The sequence below is a fragment of the Limnospira indica PCC 8005 genome, from assembly GCF_000973065.1.
Classification (GTDB): domain Bacteria; phylum Cyanobacteriota; class Cyanobacteriia; order Cyanobacteriales; family Microcoleaceae; genus Limnospira; species Limnospira fusiformis.
In genome coordinates this window covers 1,305,624-1,325,538 of the sequence record NZ_FO818640.1, presented here as the reverse complement: position 1 = coordinate 1,325,538, position 19,915 = coordinate 1,305,624, and the positions used below count along the sequence as shown (strand labels likewise).

At 45.5% G+C, this 19,915-nt stretch carries 16 protein-coding genes; 4 read left to right on the top strand and 12 right to left on the bottom strand.

Going from position 1 to position 19,915, the window contains the following annotated elements:
• Positions 1-34 precede the first annotated feature (34 nt).
• Entirely contained in the window at positions 35-1,261 is a 1,227-nt protein-coding gene (locus tag XZ46_RS05940) for a lipid-A-disaccharide synthase-related protein (protein ID WP_008049088.1), read from the top strand.
• Here XZ46_RS05940 and galE read toward each other — a convergent pair.
• The 10 genes from galE to XZ46_RS05890 form a co-directional block, all read right to left on the bottom strand.
• Complete coding sequence (galE, locus tag XZ46_RS05935; RefSeq protein WP_006616977.1) at positions 1,258-2,256, bottom strand: UDP-glucose 4-epimerase GalE; 999 nt, start codon at positions 2,254-2,256, stop codon at positions 1,258-1,260. The two genes, XZ46_RS05940 and galE, sit on opposite strands and share 4 nt — an antisense overlap.
• 20 nt (positions 2,257-2,276) lie before the next feature.
• Positions 2,277-2,654: a V-type ATP synthase subunit I domain-containing protein gene (locus XZ46_RS05930; RefSeq protein ID WP_006616978.1), complete on the bottom strand. Its 378-nt coding sequence runs from the start codon at positions 2,652-2,654 to the stop codon at positions 2,277-2,279.
• Positions 2,655-2,730: 76 nt separating this feature from the next.
• Positions 2,731-3,336, bottom strand: coding sequence for a fasciclin domain-containing protein (locus XZ46_RS05925; RefSeq protein WP_008049083.1), 606 nt, complete (start codon positions 3,334-3,336; stop codon positions 2,731-2,733).
• Positions 3,337-3,786: 450 nt separating this feature from the next.
• Entirely contained in the window at positions 3,787-4,341 is a 555-nt protein-coding gene (locus XZ46_RS05920; protein ID WP_008049073.1) for a DUF29 domain-containing protein, read from the bottom strand.
• Positions 4,342-4,466: 125 nt separating this feature from the next.
• Positions 4,467-5,021: a DUF29 domain-containing protein gene (locus XZ46_RS05915; protein WP_006621053.1), complete on the bottom strand. Its 555-nt coding sequence runs from the start codon at positions 5,019-5,021 to the stop codon at positions 4,467-4,469.
• 222 nt (positions 5,022-5,243) lie between these two features.
• Positions 5,244-6,032, bottom strand: coding sequence for an MBL fold metallo-hydrolase (locus tag XZ46_RS05910; RefSeq protein WP_008049065.1), 789 nt, complete (start codon positions 6,030-6,032; stop codon positions 5,244-5,246).
• 46 nt (positions 6,033-6,078) lie between these two features.
• On the bottom strand, positions 6,079-6,687 hold the full coding sequence (locus XZ46_RS05905; RefSeq protein ID WP_006621055.1) for an anthranilate synthase component II: 609 nt from the start codon (positions 6,685-6,687) through the stop codon (positions 6,079-6,081).
• A 3-nt stretch (positions 6,688-6,690) separates the two neighbouring features.
• Positions 6,691-7,203 carry a diacylglycerol kinase family protein gene (locus XZ46_RS05900; protein ID WP_008054318.1) on the bottom strand — a complete coding sequence of 171 codons (513 nt, stop codon included), beginning with the start codon at positions 7,201-7,203 and terminating at the stop codon, positions 6,691-6,693.
• An 82-nt stretch (positions 7,204-7,285) separates the two neighbouring features.
• Entirely contained in the window at positions 7,286-7,867 is a 582-nt protein-coding gene (gene ybeY, locus XZ46_RS05895) for an rRNA maturation RNase YbeY (protein WP_008054319.1), read from the bottom strand.
• A 7-nt stretch (positions 7,868-7,874) separates the two neighbouring features.
• On the bottom strand, positions 7,875-8,102 hold the full coding sequence (locus tag XZ46_RS05890; RefSeq protein WP_006621058.1) for a DUF3285 domain-containing protein: 228 nt from the start codon (positions 8,100-8,102) through the stop codon (positions 7,875-7,877).
• 566 nt (positions 8,103-8,668) lie between these two features.
• On the opposite strand from XZ46_RS05890, the gene XZ46_RS05885 reads away from it, so the two are divergent.
• Both XZ46_RS05885 and XZ46_RS36315 read left to right on the top strand, forming a co-directional pair.
• A complete protein-coding gene (locus tag XZ46_RS05885; RefSeq protein WP_048894954.1) occupies positions 8,669-9,865 on the top strand; it encodes a caspase family protein in 1,197 nt (398 codons plus the stop codon).
• 188 nt (positions 9,866-10,053) lie between these two features.
• Entirely contained in the window at positions 10,054-16,719 is a 6,666-nt protein-coding gene (locus XZ46_RS36315; protein ID WP_071829314.1) for a tetratricopeptide repeat protein, read from the top strand.
• A gap of 70 nt (positions 16,720-16,789) precedes the next feature.
• Here XZ46_RS36315 and XZ46_RS05870 read toward each other — a convergent pair whose 3' ends face one another.
• Together XZ46_RS05870 and XZ46_RS05865 are read right to left on the bottom strand one after the other, a co-directional pair.
• Positions 16,790-18,142: an ATP-binding protein gene (locus tag XZ46_RS05870; RefSeq protein WP_006621063.1), complete on the bottom strand. Its 1,353-nt coding sequence runs from the start codon at positions 18,140-18,142 to the stop codon at positions 16,790-16,792.
• A gap of 55 nt (positions 18,143-18,197) precedes the next feature.
• Positions 18,198-19,325 (bottom strand): RNA-guided endonuclease InsQ/TnpB family protein, encoded by a 1,128-nt coding sequence (locus XZ46_RS05865; protein WP_008049044.1) that lies wholly within the window; start codon positions 19,323-19,325, stop codon positions 18,198-18,200.
• Between the two features lie 132 nt (positions 19,326-19,457).
• Between XZ46_RS05865 and XZ46_RS33920 the strand changes: the two genes are divergently transcribed.
• Entirely contained in the window at positions 19,458-19,703 is a 246-nt protein-coding gene (locus XZ46_RS33920) for a hypothetical protein (protein WP_157234368.1), read from the top strand.
• Positions 19,704-19,915: the final 212 nt, after the last annotated feature.

Genomic DNA, 19,915 nt, shown 5'->3' with positions numbered 1-19,915 from the left:
TTGGAGACTTATAATTGATGCAGCATTCAGGAATATGAAACTATTGTGTTTAAGTAATGGTCACGGGGAAGATATCATCGCTGTCAGAATACTGCAACATCTGCGAACACCAGTTAATAACCTAGCCGCTTTACCCTTAGTAGGGGAAGGAAAAGCCTACCAGCAATTACCGGATATTCCGATTATTGGGAGAGTCCAAAAAATGCCTTCTGGGGGATTTATTTATATGGACAGTTCCCAACTCCTGGGAGATTTGAAAGGGGGGTTATTACAGTTATTATATTCCCAGGTGCAGACCGTCCGCCAGTGGGGGAAAGAGGGGGGATTTATTTTGGCGGTGGGGGATATTGTCCCCCTATTTTTAGCCTGGTTAAGTGGTGCAGAATATGCTTTTGTGGGGACGGCGAAATCTGAATATTATTTGCGGGATGAAAACGGACAGTTATCTCGCCAGTCCTGGTGGCAAAAATGGGAGGGGTGGTCAGGTTCCGTATATTTACCCTGGGAACGTTGGTTAATGACTCATCCCCGTTGTCGGGTGGTGTTTCCCCGCGATAGACTGACCACGGAAACTCTGCAAAGGTGGTCAATTCCGGCTGTTGATTTGGGTAATCCTATGATGGATAATTTGGAACCTGGGGGAATTATTGCGCCGTCGCCACCGGGTGTGTTAAACTTGACTTTATTGCCGGGTTCTCGTAGTCCAGAGGCCTATGAGAATTGGCGGTTAATTTTAGAAGCAGTATCGCAGCTAAAAATCTCACCCCTCCGGTGTTTGGCTGCGATCGCACCTAGTTTAGATTTAGACCCCTTCGGTTCGGTTCTGAAGGCGACCGGGTGGGTTCCAGTTGATGGTCATACCAGCAAGGAACAACAATTGTTTCAGCGCGACCAAATGACTATGCTGCTGACCCGTGAGGGGTTTAATGATTGTCTCCACCTAGGCGATATGGCGATCGCTATGGCGGGGACGGCTACCGAACAGTTTGTCGGTCTGGGAAAACCTGCGATCGCTATTCCCGGAAAAGGTCCGCAATTTACACCAGCCTTTGCTGAGGCACAAAGTCGCCTACTCGGTCCGTCACTAATTCTTGCCGAAAATCCCCAAGCAGTGGCAGGAGTGGTGCGATCGCTTCTACAGGACTCCCCACAACTAGCCACTATTGCCGCTAATGGTCGCCGCCGTCTCGGTGAAGCCGGGGCAGGCGATCATATTGCTGACTATCTCATATCACAAATTTTCCCAAATGTCAAGGGTTAGCCATGACGTTTTTGATGCCACTGCCAGCCATGGCTAATGATATCGTGAATTTGGGAATATTGAGGATTCCAGCCCAAGATTTCCTGGGCTTTTTCGCTAGTTCCCACCAAACTGGGGGGGTCTCCGGGGCGGCGATCGCATTCTACCGTTTTAATCTCTCGTCCCGTGATTTCCCTAGCGCTTTCAATCACTTCTTGAACCGAGAAACCCTTACCATTTCCGAGGTTAAAAAACTCAGTTTTCCCCCCCGACAATAGATATTGTAACCCCAAAACGTGAGCATCTGCCAAATCACTAACATGGATATAATCGCGGATACAAGTACCGTCAGGAGTCGGATAATCAGTTCCAAAAATAGAGATATGATCTCGTTTTCCTAGGGCTGTAAATAGGGTGAGGGGGATTAAATGAGTTTCCGGGTCGTGGTCCTCTCCCAGTAATCCATCAGGGTCAGCACCAGCAGCATTAAAATAGCGAAAACTGACCGATCGCAAATTATAAGCCGTGTCAAAATCCGCCAAAATTCGTTCAACCATTAGCTTACTCGCGCCATAGGGACTAATGGGATTTTGGGGGTGGTTTTCAGGAATCGGAATAATTTGGGGAACCCCGTAGGTCGCACAGGTAGAAGAAAACACAAATTTATCAATTCCCGCTGAGTTCATCGCCCCCAAAAGGGTGAGAGTTCCCACCACATTATTACGATAATATTTCTCAGGATTAGTTACCGACTCTCCCACATAAGCATAGGCGGCGAAGTGCATCACCGCGTCAATTTTCCGGCTAGAAAATAGCTGATCTAATAAAAGGCGATCGTTAGTATCTCCCTGGATTAATTCCACCTTCAGCACATCTTCCACCAATTCTTGATGTCCGTAAACCAAATTATCAAGAACTATCGGATTATAACCCGCCCGTTGCAAAGCCAAAACCCCATGGGAACCGATATAACCAGCCCCTCCCGTAACCAAGACATTTACCTGATTTTCAGACACTTTCAAACATCCTTTAATTGTCAATCTTCTAGGACTCGTGACGAAACATCAACCGCCTTAACGTCAATAGTTCCCGGTGGAGTCAGACGGGTAAAACGTCCCTGTTCAATTTGAATAGGCTCACCACAATTCGGACATTGACATTGAGTCTGATTTAGGGCTATAAACTCATGGGAACAGACCGGACAGGAATCTTCAATCAAATTCCGGTTTAGCCACCACCGCGCCCCAAACACTAAAATAATCGGGGTGATGACAGCCAGACCAATCAGAATCAGAATCGAGTTGACTAGCCAGCCCAAACCAACTGAGGCTAACAAACCCATGATTCCTATAACCACGATCCAATTGCCAATTCCTGACCAGTTAAATTGTAGGGTTGGTCGTTCCTGGTTCACAAAATCATCTCCTTGAGAGTTCAGGGCCTCTATTGACCATCAATGCAGCCTCACCCCATTGTAACACCAGAGCCGATTATTTGGTCAAAATAATTAATTGCTCAATGACATGAATCAAGGCATTTTCTGTCTGAATATCCCCATCCATACTATGGGACCCTTCAACTGTGACAGTCTCCGAACCCACCTCCACCGGAATCAACAAATTTTCCTGAGTTGCCAAATATCTATATATTAACTCCTCCGAGGTGATGGCATCACTGTCATCTCCATCATACCTCATAATCCTAATTAACTGTTCGATATTATTACCTTTGAGGAGGTTTTCCAAAACCGTCCTGGGGAGTCTAGAAAAGGCTTCATCTGTGGGGGCTAAGATAGTAAATACACCCTCTTGGCGGAGAACATCCATTAATCCCGTCAGTCTTAAAACCGTGGCTAGGGTACTAAAACGGCCATCATTTAGCAGTAAATTCATCACATTTTGATTAACCGCCCGTCTGACGCGATCGCTTGGAAATTGGGCAAATTCCGCCCGCTGGTCTGATTCCCAGCCCAACTGCAATTCTGGGGAACTTTCGGCGATCGCTCTCCCAGTTCCCACCGACATACTGAGAATCATTCCCATACCCAGAGATATAGCAATTTTACCCAGATAATTCGTACCACTACAGATAGCCATATTTTTTCACTCCCCAATGAAGCTGATAGTTGATTAATCCATGCTAGTCATAATTACCACAATTATTTCCCCGGTCAGGGATAATCGTCTACACCCTCCCCTAAAAATCTCCGCCATTAGCGGAAATATCATAATTATAGCCCATTACCCGCCATAGTCAACCCATCATCATTAAGCTGGTTGCAAGTCAACGTTAAGGTGTCGCTATTAACATTCCTAATCGTTGCATTAGTCATCACATCAACGAAATTATCAACCGGAACAAAATCGCAGTTATTAACGTCCGTCCCCAGAGTCTGTCAGGTAGGGCGAGTTGATTAATCAAGTCGTGAGGATGAGAATTGCCAGCAGAACCCGCCCCTACAATTAATAATTAATAATTAATAATTAATAATTGAGGATGATAATTGCCAGCAGAAACCGTCCCGAAAATTATTAATATAGGCTGTATTATCTTTCATCATCAAGATAGCTAGATTCCAAAGTTTCCTCTAAACTAAAGGGTGACTCCTTTGGCAAAAAATTTAACTTAATCCCTGTTTCATCCGACGCTTTTATACGTGCTTTTTGATAACAATCTTTAAATACTTCTGTAAGTAGAGGTTTCAAGCTGGGACTGTCTTCTAACAAACCTTCAATACAAATGCGTTGTTCTGTAATGGTGCTGCGCCAACTCTCACTGCGTTTGGTTGGTTGATAGTGCCATTTTAATAAGTGCATTAACAACACAATTAAACGGCTTTTTAATTCCCGTTTTTCACTTCTTCCCAGACTTTCAATTTCTTCAATCAAATTGGCGACATCAACTTGAGTAAATTGATTTTCTTTTAACTGTTCAGCCGTGATTTGTGTCCAGAGGTAAAAATCTTCCTCATATAAATTATTTGGTGTTTTCATAGAATACCCATATCCTTGGCGATCGCTCAACCCGCCTAGAAGTTTATCAAACCATAAACCACATTCCGAAGTCGCTTTCTGGTGAGGGCGGGCGGGTTTATTAATCAAGTCGTGAGGATGAGAATTGCCAGCAGAACCCGCCCCGACAATTAATAATTAATAATTAATAATTAATAATTGAGGATGATAATTGCCAGCAGAAACCGTCCCGAAAATTATTAATATAGGCTGTATTATCTTTCATCATCAAGATAGCTAGATTCCAAAGTTTCCTCTAAACTAAAGGGTGACTCCTTTGGCAAAAAATTTAACTTAATCCCTGTTTCATCCGACGCTTTTATACGTGCTTTTTGATAACAATCTTTAAATACTTCTGTAAGTAGAGGTTTCAAGCTGGGACTGTCTTCTAACAAACCTTCAATACAAATCCGTTGTTCTGTAATGGTGCTGCGCCAACTCTCACTGCGTTTTGTGGGTTGATAGTGCCATTTTAATAAGTGCATTAACAACACAATTAAACGGCTTTTTAATTCCCGTTTTTCATTTCTTCCCATACTTTCAATTTCTTCAATCAAATTGGCGACATCAACTTGAGTAAATTGATTTTCTTTTAACTGTTCAGCCGTGATTTGTGTCCAGAGGTAAAAATCTTCCTCATATAAATTATTTGGTGTTTTCATAGAATACCCATATCCTTGGCGATCGCTCAACCCGCCTAGAAGTTTATCAAACCATAAACCACATTCCGAAGCCGCTTTCTGGTGAGGGCGGGCGGGTTTATTAATCAAGTCGTGAGGACGAGAATTGCCAGCAGAACCCGCCCCGACAATTATTAATTATTAATTGTTAATTATTAATTATTAATTGAGGATGAGAATTAGCAGCAGAACCCGCCCCGACAATTATTAATTATTAATTGTTAATTATTAATTATTAATTGAGGATGAGAATTAGCAGCAGAACCCGCCCCTACAATTATTAATTATTAATTATTAATTATTAATTGATGCCTAACTATTAAAATTATAGCTCATCACCCCAATAGTCAAACCATCATCATTAAGCTGGCTGCGAGTCAACGTTAAAGTGTCGCTATTAACATTCCTAATAGTTGCATTAGTCATCACATCAAGGAAATTATCAACCGGAACCAAATCGCAGTTATTCACGTCTGCAGCCAGAGTTTTATAGTGGGTGGGAATCACTAATCTAGGGTTGAGGGAAGCAATTACCGCCGCCGCTTCCGTGGGAGTATAAGCCTTCGGACCTCCACCCACAGGAATTAACAACAAGTCGGGGCGACCAATCAAAATCCTTTCTTCAATATTAATAGGTCCGGCTAACCCTCCCATGTGCAGAATTCTGATACCACCCTGAGTCCATAACCAGGCGACATTCTGACCAAACCTGCGACCTCTTTCACGGTCTTTAATAGTGCGAATACCTTGAATTTGGGTTCCTTGAAATTGATAAACTCCCGGTTCATGTAATAGCGCCGGATTATTGGGAAACCCATCAATCGACCCTTCATCAAGTAACCGACTGCTAATTAACACCAGGTCAGTCTCTATTTTCGGGCTACCAAATCCGGCGGTACATCCAATTTGTCGAAACGGATTTACCAGTATCCGCAAACCATCCCCAGTAAACAGAAAACTCGTATGTCCAAGCCAGCGAATAGTCAAGTTAGATTCACTGGGTGTCTGCGCTTGGGAAACCTGCCACCGCGCACCAAATCCCGCAGCCAAGGTAACTATAGCACTGGTTTTAGCTAGGTGGATAAACTGTCGCCGTTTCATAGCAATTATATGACCAAAATATTACCGCAAATTTACCGCTAATTAATTAGCTTTCTACTGCCATTAACCGACAACTCTTTAGGAAGTTCTTAATTAAGGTTTTCCCAGCCGTTGTCAAGATGCTTTCCGGGTGAAATTGCACACCCTGAATATGGGAATAATGGCGGTGTTGAACTCCCATAATTGTACCATCATCCACCCAGGCGGTAACTTCTAGCACCGGTGGACAGGTTTGGGAGTCTATGACTAAACTATGATAGCGCGTCGCGGTAAAGGGGTTCTCTAAATCGTGAAATACCCCCTTGCCGTTATGATGAATGGGGGAGGTTTTCCCGTGCATCAACTCTGGGGCTGAGATAATCTTCGCACCGAAGGCTTGACCGATGCTTTGATGTCCGAGACATACCCCTAAAATCGGTAAGGTTTTACCTAATTCTCGGATAATGGCTAGGGAAATTCCGGCATCTTCTGGGCGACCGGGACCGGGAGAAATGACTAAACCATCGGGTTTTTTATGTCTAATTTCTTCAACGGTGATGCCATCGTTTCGGTAAACTTCTATGCGATCGCCTACCGGATTTTCTGCCCCTAATTCTCCTAAATATTGCACCAGGTTATAGGTGAAACTATCATAGTTATCAATGACGATTATCAATGTCTATACTCCTTGCAGCCACAGTTGAGTTGCCGTTAACAAAGCTGGTAAAATCAGCACTCCCGCCACTAATAAAGCTGCCAAAGACGAGATTAACACAGCCCCCGCCGCGCAGTCCTTAGCAATGCGTGCCAATTCATGATACGACTTTCCTACCGTTAAATCAACTACCGACTCAATGGCTGTGTTCAACAATTCCAAAGCCATGACCGCGCTGATAGTTAAACCAATAATAGCAATTTCTACAAAGCTAAGATGCAACCAGAAACCCAGACTGACCGCTAAAGTCCCTATGGCTGTATGAATGCGAAAGTTGCGCTGGGTCCTGAATGCGTAAGCCACACCATTCCAGGCGTATTTAAAGCTAACCAATAGGTTATTGGCGATCGCCCAAGACTGAGATACTCGGTGGTTAGCGGTTTTCGTCTCTGGGGTGGTGGGAATATAGGCGTAGTTGACAGACCGAGGACCTAATGGGGTGGGAAGTGCCGAAACAGAGTTTTTTTTAGCTTTCATGGTTGGGTATCCTTAAATCAGCATTCTCTAGGAATATCAGGATTTCTGATCAATTCTGGGTGCAATGTAGCACAATCGCGGCTTAGTTCAGATTTTCTTCCGACTCCCAGGCGTAACCTGAACCAATTTGCAGGTTAACCGTCTGTAATAGGGCTTTTTGCTGATCCAACATTCGAGTTAAACTGCGATCGTCGGGATGGTCCCACCCCAGTAGGTGTAATAGGCCATGACTGGTCAACCATGCTAACTCGGTTGTAAGATTATGCCCTGCCTGTTGTGCCTGTCTAAATGCTGTTTCCACTGAAATTATTATATCCCCAAGATAGCAGGGATGCAATGAGAGGTGTTCTGCTGGCATCACCAGGCTGGTTTCTAGCGCCGCGAAGGATAGTACATCTGTAGCCTCGTCTAACTGCCTATATTGGGCGTTAAACTCCTGTATTTCCCTATCGTCCGTCAAACGCAGACTAAGTTCATATCCCTTAGCCGGGGGTAAATACGGATCAAGTTGTTGTAACCACTGACAAAACCATGATTCCCAGGTTTCTGGTGCGATCGCCTTTTCCGCCAGTTCCCCCAAGCGCAGAGACTCTCCCTCTTTCCCCCACCAGAAATTATCTTCAATATTAACTTCTAACTGCACCTTCTCACCCCCCAACAGCATTTAATCTTTAACGGGTAAGATAGGCGAGACCCACCAGCAGGCCAATGAGACCCACAGTAGTCAAGAAAAAGTGAAATAGTGATTTTGAACCTTTCCTAACCATATTCCGCATTGCCAGTTTCACATAACTCGGTTGCCCTTCAGTCGCCGAAACCCGAGTTTCTGGGTTAGTAGTTTCAGGCGAAACCGGAGTTTCTGGGTTAGTAGTTTCATTCGTAGTAGTCGGGTTAGTCATGGTCTAGGGTTAAAACATTCAATTAGTAACTTGCCATCAATTGTAAGCCATATTCAGAATTTCACAACTCCGGCGATACCCCCACCTACCCCCCAGACCCTCATTATCGAGTTCCCACCACCAAAACTAATTCCCCGGTGGGGTAAGGCGGGTTTATTCATAAAGTCGTGAGGAATTCAGCACCACCCCCATATCGTCCGTAAAGAAACCCGCTTTCTCCCCCAGAAGTCAAGAAACCCCGTTTCTCAGCCGAAACCCTAGGGCGGGTTTATTAATCGTGGTAAATTGAGAATTAACAGAGGAATTATCCGGCTACAATGTTCATTATAGCCAGGTTTCTCCCCCATCAGTCAAGAAACCCGTCCAAGAAACCCCGTTTCTCAGCCGAGACCGTAGGGCGGGTTTATTCATCAAGTCTTGGGGAAGGAACCCGCCCCTAAAATTAATTATTAATAATTAATAATTAATAATTAATAATTAATTGAGGTTTGGGGATATAGGGTAACGTTTAGTGCTATTTTCCGGCTGTATTCATCTCAATTTCTGGAAATCTCCGAGGTAAAAATATGAGTAATTCCACTCGCCGTCACTTTCTGCAATTCTTAGGCGCAGCCCTAGCCACCCTAGGAATTGACCCCGTTTTATTTCACCGAAAAACCCAACGCCATCGCCAAGTCTTAGCCCAGAGTACCTCCCGCAAACTCGCCTTACTCGTAGGAATTAACAGCTATTCCACACAGCCCTTAATCGGCTGTGTCAACGACATCTATTTACAGCGAGAATTACTGATTCACCGCTTTGGTTTCCACCCCCAAGACATCTACATATTAGAAGACAAACAAGCCACCAGAGACGGCATTTTAACCGCCTTTGAAGAATACTTAATCAAACAAGCCAAACCCGGAGATGTCGTAGTTTATCACTATTCTGGGCATGGTTCTCGCATTTTTGACCCCCAACCCATTCTCCGAGAAGTGGGAAGTACCCAACAACTCAACGGCACCTTTGTTCCCGTTGATGGCGACTTACCCCCTGGATATCCTAACGCACCAGGAAGCGTCAAAGACATTATGGGGCATACCTTATTTTTATTAATGTCCGCCTTACAGACCGAAAACGTCACCGTTGTATTAGATAGTTGTTTTGCCGGAGGTGCCACCAGAGAAGCGCGAGTCCGGTCTCGTGATGGTGGTCAAAACGTCCTAGTTTCCGACTATGAAAGAAGCTATCAGCAGCAGTGGTTATCACGCTTAAATATGTCCCCAGAAGAATTTGTGAACGGCTACCGCACCGGAGTTGCAAAAGGGGTAGTATTATCAGCCACAGCCCCCCATCAACTAGCGCGGGAAGTGAATGTTAATGGTTTTGACTGCGGCTTATTTAGTTATTTATTAACCCATTATATGTGGAATTCGGATAGTAATATACAACAGCTATTTACCAAAATCATCCCCGAAATTCCCAAAAACTTCTATCAACAGCCCCGTTATGAAGTCAAAGTAGGTAGTGGTTATCAACTCCAAACTCCCTATTTTATCAATAATCCGAACCCGCCCGCCCAAGCGGTTGTCACCCAGGTAAGTGGCAGTAACGCCCAATTATGGTTAGGGGGGATTAATTTACGAAATGTCAGCAGTGGCACAATCTTAACCGGGGTAAATAGTACAGGAAAAGTCCGAATAATTGACCGGAATGGCATACTAGCCCAAGCCGAAATCGAGGAACCAGTAACGGTAGGAACCCTATTGCATCAGGGAGGTTAATAGACTTATAACTTTCATTTATCCATTATCCCCCCTCTCGCCCTCACCCAGCTTTATTCGGAGGTTGGGTTGAGGAACGAAACCCCACATTATGGCTCAATTTGCGGGGATTGACTGACTCAAATCAACCCAGATTTTTTAGCTTTTGCTTACCCATAAATTGTCTGCAAAAATCAAGAAATAAACCCATGATTAAACCACAGCAACTCATCGAAATAGGATTGATAACAGCGACATTATCCGTGATGCTAGGGGAGTCAGTCCTGGCGACCTCATCACAGCTAAAAACCAATTCATCATCCCCTCAACCAACGCCTATAATTATCGCCCAAAATAGCAGTAATTCTGAAGCGGATAGATTGTTAAATGAGGGATTCATACTATTTCAACAAGGAACCGCCGAATCATTACGAGAAGCCCTAGAAAAGTGGCAAGCCGCCCGCGAACTCTATCGCGCTGCTGGGGATAGAGGGGGGGAAGCTACTACTCTCAACAATATTGGCGCTGTGTACTCCGACCTGGGAGAAAAACAAACAGCCCTAGACTACTACAACCAAGCTTTACCCCTATCAAGGGCTGTGGGAGATAGACGGGGGGAAGCTACTACTCTCAACAATATTGGCGCTGTGTACGACTCCCTGGGAGAAAAACAAACAGCCCTAGACTACTACAACCAAGCTTTACCCCTATCAAGGGCTGTGGAGGATAGACGGGGGGAAGCTACTACTCTCAACAATATTGGCGGTGTGTACTCCGACCTGGGAGAAAAACAAACAGCCCTAGACTACTACAACCAAGCTTTACCCCTATTAAGGGCTGTGGAGGATAGAGGGGGGGAAGCTACTACTCTCAACAATATTGGCGGTGTGTACTCCGACCTGGGAGAAAAACAAACAGCCCTAGACTACTACAACCAAGCTTTACCCCTATTAAGGGCTGTGGAGGATAGAGGGGGGGAAGCTACTACTCTCAACAATATTGGCGGTGTGTACTCCGACCTGGGAGAAAAACAAACAGCCCTAGACTACTACAACCAAGCTTTACCCCTATCAAGGGCTGTGGAGGATAGAGGGGGGGAAGCTACTACTCTCAACAATATTGGCGGTGTGTACTCCGACCTGGGAGAAAAACAAACAGCCCTAGACTACTACAACCAAGCTTTACCCCTATCAAGGGCTGTGGAGGATAGAGGGGGGGAAGCTACTACTCTCAACAATATTGGCGGTGTGTACTCCGACCTGGGAGAAAAACAAACAGCCCTAGACTACTACAACCAAGCTTTACCCCTATTAAGGGCTGTGGAGGATAGAGGGGGGGAAGCTACTACTCTCAACAATATTGGCGGTGTGTACTCCGACCTGGGAGAAAAACAAACAGCCCTAGACTACTACAACCAAGCTTTACCCCTATTAAGGGCTGTGGAGGATAGAGGGGGGGAAGCTACTACTCTCAACAATATTGGCGGTGTGTACTCCGACCTGGGAGAAAAACAAACAGCCCTAGACTACTACAACCAAGCTTTACCCCTAAGAAGGGCTGTGGAGGATAGAGGGGGGGAAGCTACTACTCTCAACAATATTGGCGCTGTGTACTCCGACCTGGGAGAAAAACAAACAGCCCTAGACTACTACAACCAAGCTTTACCCCTATCAAGGGCTGTGGAGGATAGAGGGGGGGAAGCTGCTACTCTCCACAATATTGGCGCTGTGTACTCCGACCTGGGAGAAAAACAAACAGCCCTAGACTACTACAACCAAGCTTTACCCCTAAGAAGGGCTGTGGAGGATAGAGGGGGGGAAGCTGCTACTCTCAACAATATTGGCGGTGTGTACTCCGACCTGGGAGAAAAACAAACAGCCCTAGACTACTACAACCAAGCTTTACCCCTAAGAAGGGCTGTGGAGGATAGAGGGGGGGAAGCTACTACTCTCAACAATATTGGCGGTGTGTACTCCGACCTGGGAGAAAAACAAACAGCCCTAGACTACTACAACCAAGCTTTACCCCTATTAAGGGCTGTGGAGGATAGAGGGGGGGAAGCTGCTACTCTCAACAATATTGGCCTTGTGTACTCCGACCTGGGAGAAAAACAAACAGCCCTAGACTACTACAACCAAGCTTTACCCCTATCAAGGGCTGTGGAGGATAGAGGGGGGGAAGCTACTACTCTCAACAATATTGGCGGTGTGTACTCCGACCTGGGAGAAAAACAAACAGCCCTAGACTACTACAACCAAGCTTTACCCCTATCAAGGGCTGTGGAGGATAGAGGGGGGGAAGCTACTACTCTCAACAATATTGGCGGTGTGTACTCCGACCTGGGAGAAAAACAAACAGCCCTAGACTACTACAACCAAGCTTTACCCCTAAGAAGGGCTGTGGAGGATAGAGGGGGGGAAGCTACTACTCTCAACAATATTGGCGGTGTGTACTCCGACCTGGGAGAAAAACAAACAGCCCTAGACTACTACAACCAAGCTTTACCCCTAAGAAGGGCTGTGGGGGATAGAGGGGGGGAAGCTACTACTCTCAACAATATTGGCCTTGTGTATGACTCCCTGGGAGAAAAACAAACAGCCCTAGACTACTACAACCAAGCTTTACCCCTAAGAAGGGCTGTGGGGGATAGAGGGGGGGAAGCTGCTACTCTCAACAATATTGGCCTTGTGTATGACTCCCTGGGAGAAAAACAAACAGCCCTAGACTACTACAACCAAGCTTTACCCCTAAGAAGGGCTGTGGAGGATAGAGGGGGGGAAGCTACTACTCTCAACAATATTGGCCTTGTGTATGACTCCCTGGGAGAAAAACAAACAGCCCTAGACTACTACAACCAAGCTTTACCCCTATTAAGGGCTGTGGAGGATAGACGGGGGGAAGCTACTACTCTCAACAATATTGGCGCTGTGTACTCCTCCCTGGGAGAAAAACAAACAGCCCTAGACTACTACAACCAAGCTTTACCCCTAAGAAGGGCTGTGGAGGATAGAGGGGGGGAAGCTACTACTCTCAACAATATTGGCGCTGTGTACTCCTCCCTGGGAGAAAAACAAACAGCCCTAGACTACTACAACCAAGCTTTACCCCTATTAAGGGCTGTGGAGGATAGAGGGGGGGAAGCTACTACTCTCAACAATATTGGCGCTGTGTACTCCGACCTGGGAGAAAAACAAACAGCCCTAGACTACTACAACCAAGCTTTACCCCTATCAAGGGCTGTGGAGGATAGACGGGGGGAAGCTGCTACTCTCAACAATATTGGCGCTGTGTACTCCGACCTGGGAGAAAAACAAACAGCCCTAGACTACTACAACCAAGCTTTACCCCTATTAAGGGCTGTGGAGGATAGAGGGGGGGAAGCTACTACTCTCAACAATATTGGCGGTGTGTACTCCGACCTGGGAGAAAAACAAACAGCCCTAGACTACTACAACCAAGCTTTACCCCTATCAAGGGCTGTGGAGGATAGAGGGGGGGAAGCTACTACTCTCAACAATATTGGCGGTGTGTACTCCGACCTGGGAGAAAAACAAACAGCCCTAGACTACTACAACCAAGCTTTACCCCTATTAAGGGCTGTGGAGGATAGACGGGGGGAAGCTGCTACTCTCAACAATATTGGCGCTGTGTACTCCGACCTGGGAGAAAAACAAACAGCCCTAGACTACTACAACCAAGCTTTACCCCTATTAAGGGCTGTGGAGGATAGACGGGGGGAAGCTGCTACTCTCAACAATATTGGCTTTGTGTACCACTCCCTGGGAGAAAAACAAACAGCCCTAGACTACTACAACCAAGCTTTACCCCTAAGAAGGGCTGTGGAGGATAGAGGGGGGGAAGCTGGTACTCTCAACAATATTGGCGCTGTGTACTCCGACCTGGGAGAAAAACAAACAGCCCTAGACTACTACAACCAAGCTTTACCCCTAGTAAGGGCTGTGGGGGATAGACGGGGGGAAGCTGCTACTCTCAACAATATTGGCGCTGTGTACTCCGACCTGGGAGAAAAACAAACAGCCCTAGACTACTACAACCAAGCTTTACCCCTATTAAGGGCTGTGGAGGATAGAGGGGGGGAAGCTACTACTCTCAACAATATTGGCGGTGTGTACTCCGACCTGGGAGAAAAACAAACAGCCCTAGACTACTACAACCAAGCTTTACCCCTATCAAGGGCTGTGGAGGATAGAGGGGGGGAAGCTACTACTCTCAACAATATTGGCGGTGTGTACTCCGACCTGGGAGAAAAACAAACAGCCCTAGACTACTACAACCAAGCTTTACCCCTAAGAAGGGCTGTGGAGGATAGAGGGGGGGAAGCTACTACTCTCAACAATATTGGCGGTGTGTACTCCGACCTGGGAGAAAAACAAACAGCCCTAGACTACTACAACCAAGCTTTACCCCTATTAAGGGCTGTGGAGGATAGAGGGGGGGAAGCTACTACTCTCAACAATATTGGCGGTGTGTACTCCGACCTGGGAGAAAAACAAACAGCCCTAGACTACTACAACCAAGCTTTACCCCTATCAAGGGCTGTGGAGGATAGAGGGGGGGAAGCTACTACTCTCAACAATATTGGCGGTGTGTACTCCGACCTGGGAGAAAAACAAACAGCCCTAGACTACTACAACCAAGCTTTACCCCTAAGAAGGGCTGTGGGGGATAGAGGGGGGGAAGCTGCTACTCTCAACAATATTGGCCTTGTGTATGACTCCCTGGGAGAAAAACAAACAGCCCTAGACTACTACAACCAAGCTTTACCCCTAAGAAGGGCTGTGGAGGATAGAGGGGGGGAAGCTACTACTCTCAACAATATTGGCGCTGTGTACTCCTCCCTGGGAGAAAAACAAACAGCCCTAGACTACCTTAACCAAGCTTTACCCCTATTAAGGGCTGTGGAGGATAGACGGGGGGAAGCTACTACTCTCAACAATATTGGCCATGTGTACTCCTCCCTGGGAGAAAAACAAACAGCCCTAGACTACTACAACCAAGCTTTACCCCTAAGAAGGGCTGTGGAGGATAGAGGGGGGGAAGCTAATACTCTCAACAATATTGGCGCTGTGTACTCCTCCCTGGGAGAAAAACAAACAGCCCTAGACTACCTTAACCAAGCTTTACCCCTATTCAGGGCTGTGGAGGATAGAGAGGGGGAAGCCAATACCCTCACCAATATGGCTTCTCTCCAACGTTCCCAAGGCGAACTCACCGAAGCCCTGGTTAATATGGAAAAGGCGATTAACTTAACTGAAGAACTCCGCAGCCTAGCCCCTCCCGGCGAACTCCGCCAAACCTTTTTCTCCACCGTTCAAGACCGTTACCAATTATATATTGAATTGTTAATGGAACTGCATCAACAAAACCCCCAAAAAGGATATGATGCCCTCGCTTTTCACGCCAGCGAACGTTCTCGCGCCCGCCGCCTTTTGGAACTTCTCGCCGAGGCTGGTGCGAATATTCGTGAAGGCGTAGACCCCCAACTTTTGCAGCAGGAGCAAAGCCTAATACAACAATTCAACGCCATAGAACATCAACGCTATGAACTCACCCGGGGTCAATTTACCACAGCACAAATCGATGCACTTACAACTCAATCCCAATCTCTCATTAATCAACTCAATCAACTACAAACCCAAATTAGGGTAGTCAGTCCCAACTATGCTAACCTGCAATATCCCCAACCTCTCAACTTAGAACAAGTGCAGCAACAGGTACTTGATGATGATACCTTGCTGTTACAATATTACCTAGGAGAAGAACGCAGTTTTCTCTGGGCGGTGACTAAGGATAGTATCACCAGCTATATTCTGCCCAACTCCACCGAAATCGAAGCCGTAGCTACCCCCTATCGAGAAGCGATTAACCTTGATAATACCACCACCGTAGCACAGGGATTAGCCCTGAGTGAAATCTTGATTGCTCCCGTAGTTAATCAACTGAATAATCAACGGTTATTGATAGTCGGAGATGGGATTTTACAATTCATTCCCTTTGCCGCTTTACCCATACCTTCTCAACCGGATACCCCCCTATTAGTCGAACATGAAATCGTCACCGCTTCCTCAGCTACTCTCATTGCTAATCAACGAGAACAATTAGCCAATCGACCGACGGCTGCTCAAGCTGTTGCGGTGATTGCTGACCCGATTTTTGAATCCGACGACCCGCGCTTAAATTCTCAAATATCCTCCGAAAATAACCCCCCCAGCTTAGATAATTTAGCCTTAGCTAGGGCGACCAGAAGTTTAGGTTTAGGAGATACAGCCCCCCAGTTAAACCGCTTAGAATTTACTCGGTATGAAGCCCAAAATATCGCGGAATTATTCCCGGAAAATGAAAGAATGAAAGCCTTGGATTTTGAGGCTTCCCGCTACCTAGCGACTCACCCCAATTTATCGCAATATCAAATCATCCACTTCGCCACTCATGGGTTAATTGATCCAGTCAACCCGGAATTATCAGGATTAGTGTTATCATTATTTAATCCCCAGGGAGAATCTGATAATGGCTTTTTGCGGTTAAATGATATATTTAACCTGAATTTACCCGCCGAATTAGTGGTATTAAGCGCCTGTCAGACTGGTTTAGGTCGGCAAGTGAGGGGAGAGGGATTAGTGGGTTTAACTCGCGGTTTTATGTATGCAGGAGCGCGGCGAGTGGTGGTGAGTTTATGGAATGTGAATGATTTGGCGACTTCCCAGTTAATGACGAGGTTTTATCAGCAGATGTTGAATGAGAATCAACCGCCCATTATAGCTTTAAGACAAGCACAATTAGAGATGTGGAATTCCGGTCAATGGCAGTCTCCCTATTATTGGGGTGCGTTTACTATTCAAGGAGATTGGCGGTAAATTCAGGAAAGAAACCGGGTTTCTCGGTCTCTAACTCAGGAAAGAAACCCGGTTTCTGAGGGGGCGGTAATTAATCTTTGTCAAAATCCTTAGCGCCTTCTAAGACGGGATTAAGGTCAAACCAACTACCATCATGATCGCAATATTCAAAGACAAATAGACTGCGGAGGAGAGTTTGATATTCTTCCTCTCCTCGGACGGTTTTCTGCTGCGAAACTTGGCGGAGAAGTTCCCACTCGTCGGGGGTGATGGCTTTTCCTAATTCGTTGCGTCTCTCGCTAATTACCCGTTCAATCATGGTGCGACTGAAGGGTGGATCGTCTTTTTGTAGACAATTAAATAGTAAAATTAGCAGGTTTCGCACATGACCACCACTCATCTGACAGAGATAATCGAGGGTGCTGGTAGAGTCAAATAATTTAGGGATTTCACGGAGGCGATCGGTTTGGTTTAATTCTGGAAATGCTCGTGCTAATACCATTTGTCTGAGCAGATTAATTCCGGGTTCGCAGTCGCTACCGTCTCGTTCTTTGACTCTGACCATTGGTAGCAGTTTGGCGGGGGAACCAAAGCGGTTGCTAACGGCTTCTTTATCGTTGGAAAAGGTGAGAATTAGGGGAATTGTATAGATGACATGACACAGAAGTTTATTGAGTTGTTCACCCCTATCTACAAATAAATATTCTGGTTGGGTACGGATGCCGAATTTGGCTTTATTATCGATGCGATCTAGGTTGTCAATAATCACGACTAATCCGGCTTGTCCCCGTTGCTGTAGTTGGTGTTGAGCGGGGGTGATTAATTCCTGGTTAATGACTTCAATAATGTTATTAACTCGGGGTTCTAGGTGTTGTCTTAATAGCGATCGCACATCCCTTGAGTCTTTGGCTTTGGCGGTAATTTCACCAATCCCAAAAGATAGGGAAAAACCCTCGGAGTCTTGGCTAACACCAATATCACCGACGACGGGAATATTGCTCCGAAAACTGGTAATTTCTGTATTCAGAAGGTTGGCAGCGCTTTTCAGAATGCCTTGAAAGCGTTTGGGTTGCAGACAGACACCACTATTTTCTAAACTTTGGGAAACTTGGCGAGCGATCGCCAGTAAGATGTCACTAATATCGACATCTGCCATATCTAAGTCCTGGGAAGACTCGAAGTAAACTACATGGAATTTATCCGCTTCTAACTCAGTTTTTAATCGTGATAATTCGGTGGATTTTCCACAGCCTATATGTCCGGTAAATAATTGACAGGTAGGTTGATGGTCAGAAAAGGTGATCGTCCGTTTCAGTTCCCGAATTACATTAGAACCCCGAACTGTTGAAAAATCAATATAGTATTGTCGATCTTCAGGTTTCGATATATTCAGAGTGTATCGCGGGTTACAGGCTCGAAAGAATCGTCCAAGGTTTAGGGACATTTAATTTATGCTCTATAAAACTTAAACAAAACCGGACATAGCCGGATATTGATGTTTATTTCTGGCTTCGTCCGGGACTGTCGGCAGCACCCCGTCCACAAGTGTAATCGTCTGAACCAGGCGATTTTTCTAAATTTATACTGGCGTTCAAATCTCTATCAATCTTCAAGCCACAGTTTGGACATTCAAAAGTCCGACGGACTAGGGGCATTTTTTGACGATGGCCACAGTTAGAACACAGTTGACTGGATGGATAAAATCTATCGGCAATAATCAACTTTGAACCATAACGTTCTGCCTTGTAACCTAGTTGACGACGGAACTCATAAAATGAAGCATCAGCGATAGAACCAGCCAAACCATGATTTTTCAGCATACCTGACACATTCAAATCCTCAATGACGACTTGGCTGTGGTTTTTAGCCAAAAAAGTAGTGATTTTATGAATCGTGTCACGGCGAATATTAGCTACTCTTTGATGTAGCTTTTGAACTTTTAAGAGACATTTAGCCCGATTTTTTGAGCCTTTGACTTTGCGACTTAAATGGCGTTGTAATCTGGCTAGTTTTTTGGTCGCTGCTTTATAAGCCTTGGGATTAGAGAATTTTGTCCCATCGGAGCAAGTCGCCAAATTGTTAATTCCTAGGTCTACCCCGATTCTCTCTCGGAATTTCGGTGTGATTTCTGGTGTGGTTTCTACAAAAAAGCTCATATACCAGTCACCTGCTTGGCGCGTTATAGTGACTTTCTTAACCCAACTTTCGGGTAGAGCCTCAAATGTAGAAACCCAGCCCACAAAAGGCAGCTTATGGCGAGTTCCTGACAGATTGAATGGCTTTCCGGAATTGTCAAGGGTAAAGCTATCATGGTGGCCTTTCTTCTTAAATTTAGGATAACTGCTTATTCCCTTGAAGAAGCGCTTAAAGGCATCCCCTAGATTAATGAAGGCATATTGATCAACTTTAGAAGACAATTCAGACATCCAAGGATATTGAGGTTTCACATAATTCGTAAAAACCTTTTTAATGGAGTTTATATTAGGCTTGAGTCCCTCTTCATAAGCTGACCTCCATAAGTGTAATCCCCAATTAAACACGAACCGAGCATAACCCGCGTGTTTGGCCATCAAGGTAGCTTGACGGTCATTGAGTTTTAGTTTGGTTCGGAAAGCTTTGTAAGGCATGATTGGATTTTACCATGAAGAATCCGACTTGATGAGTATGTCGTCAAGGAAATTTGGCATGGTCTGGGGTTTGACCGTATACTCATTATTGAGTTGCGAATCTTTTTGGGTATTGTACCTTATTGTCATAAGATGTCAAGCAAATCTTGGATTAAATTCTGGCTCCCCAGAATTTTAGGTCTACCTACTATTATCTGCGATCGCAGCAGTTACATATCAGCATCTGCGATTAATTTCCAACGGGACTGGCCGGACTCGAACCGGCGACCTAGCGCTTCAGATTTGTGTGAGTTTCCCCACTCTCTGGACTATCCCTTCACCATAAGCACTCATAGAATGCTCTTAGGTGGTGGCCGTTATGTTCAAGAAGTCGTTTAATCCAACTCCCAAAACCAGTCTCTGCACCTTCTCCAACCGTAGGGGTTAGAGCTTGGCTCAAGATTACCTTATTCATGGTTCACATAAACTTAGGCTTCCTTGAGTTTGACCACATTCACACAAGGGGTTTCCCCACATGGTGCCCGATTCTTCAGGAGGCGCTTGCTCTATCCATCTGAGCCACAGCCCCAGTCATTTACTCTATGGTAACA

What these genes read in the sequence shown, in the direction of transcription:
- XZ46_RS33920 (WP_157234368.1), top strand. Translation starts at nt 19,458, where the DNA reads ATGTCAAGCAAATCTTGGATTAAATTCTGGCTCCCCAGAATTTTAGGT.
- XZ46_RS05900 (WP_008054318.1), bottom strand. Translation starts at nt 7,203, where the DNA reads ATGAAAGCTAAAAAAAACTCTGTTTCGGCACTTCCCACCCCATTAGGT.
- ybeY (WP_008054319.1), bottom strand. Translation starts at nt 7,867, where the DNA reads ATGCTGTTGGGGGGTGAGAAGGTGCAGTTAGAAGTTAATATTGAAGAT.
- XZ46_RS05890 (WP_006621058.1), bottom strand. Translation starts at nt 8,102, where the DNA reads ATGACTAACCCGACTACTACGAATGAAACTACTAACCCAGAAACTCCG.
- XZ46_RS05870 (WP_006621063.1), bottom strand. Translation starts at nt 18,142, where the DNA reads ATGTCCCTAAACCTTGGACGATTCTTTCGAGCCTGTAACCCGCGATAC.
- XZ46_RS05910 (WP_008049065.1), bottom strand. Translation starts at nt 6,032, where the DNA reads ATGAAACGGCGACAGTTTATCCACCTAGCTAAAACCAGTGCTATAGTT.
- XZ46_RS36315 (WP_071829314.1), top strand. Translation starts at nt 10,054, where the DNA reads ATGATTAAACCACAGCAACTCATCGAAATAGGATTGATAACAGCGACA.
- XZ46_RS05940 (WP_008049088.1), top strand. Translation starts at nt 35, where the DNA reads ATGAAACTATTGTGTTTAAGTAATGGTCACGGGGAAGATATCATCGCT.
- XZ46_RS05925 (WP_008049083.1), bottom strand. Translation starts at nt 3,336, where the DNA reads ATGGCTATCTGTAGTGGTACGAATTATCTGGGTAAAATTGCTATATCT.
- XZ46_RS05885 (WP_048894954.1), top strand. Translation starts at nt 8,669, where the DNA reads ATGAGTAATTCCACTCGCCGTCACTTTCTGCAATTCTTAGGCGCAGCC.
- XZ46_RS05865 (WP_008049044.1), bottom strand. Translation starts at nt 19,325, where the DNA reads ATGCCTTACAAAGCTTTCCGAACCAAACTAAAACTCAATGACCGTCAA.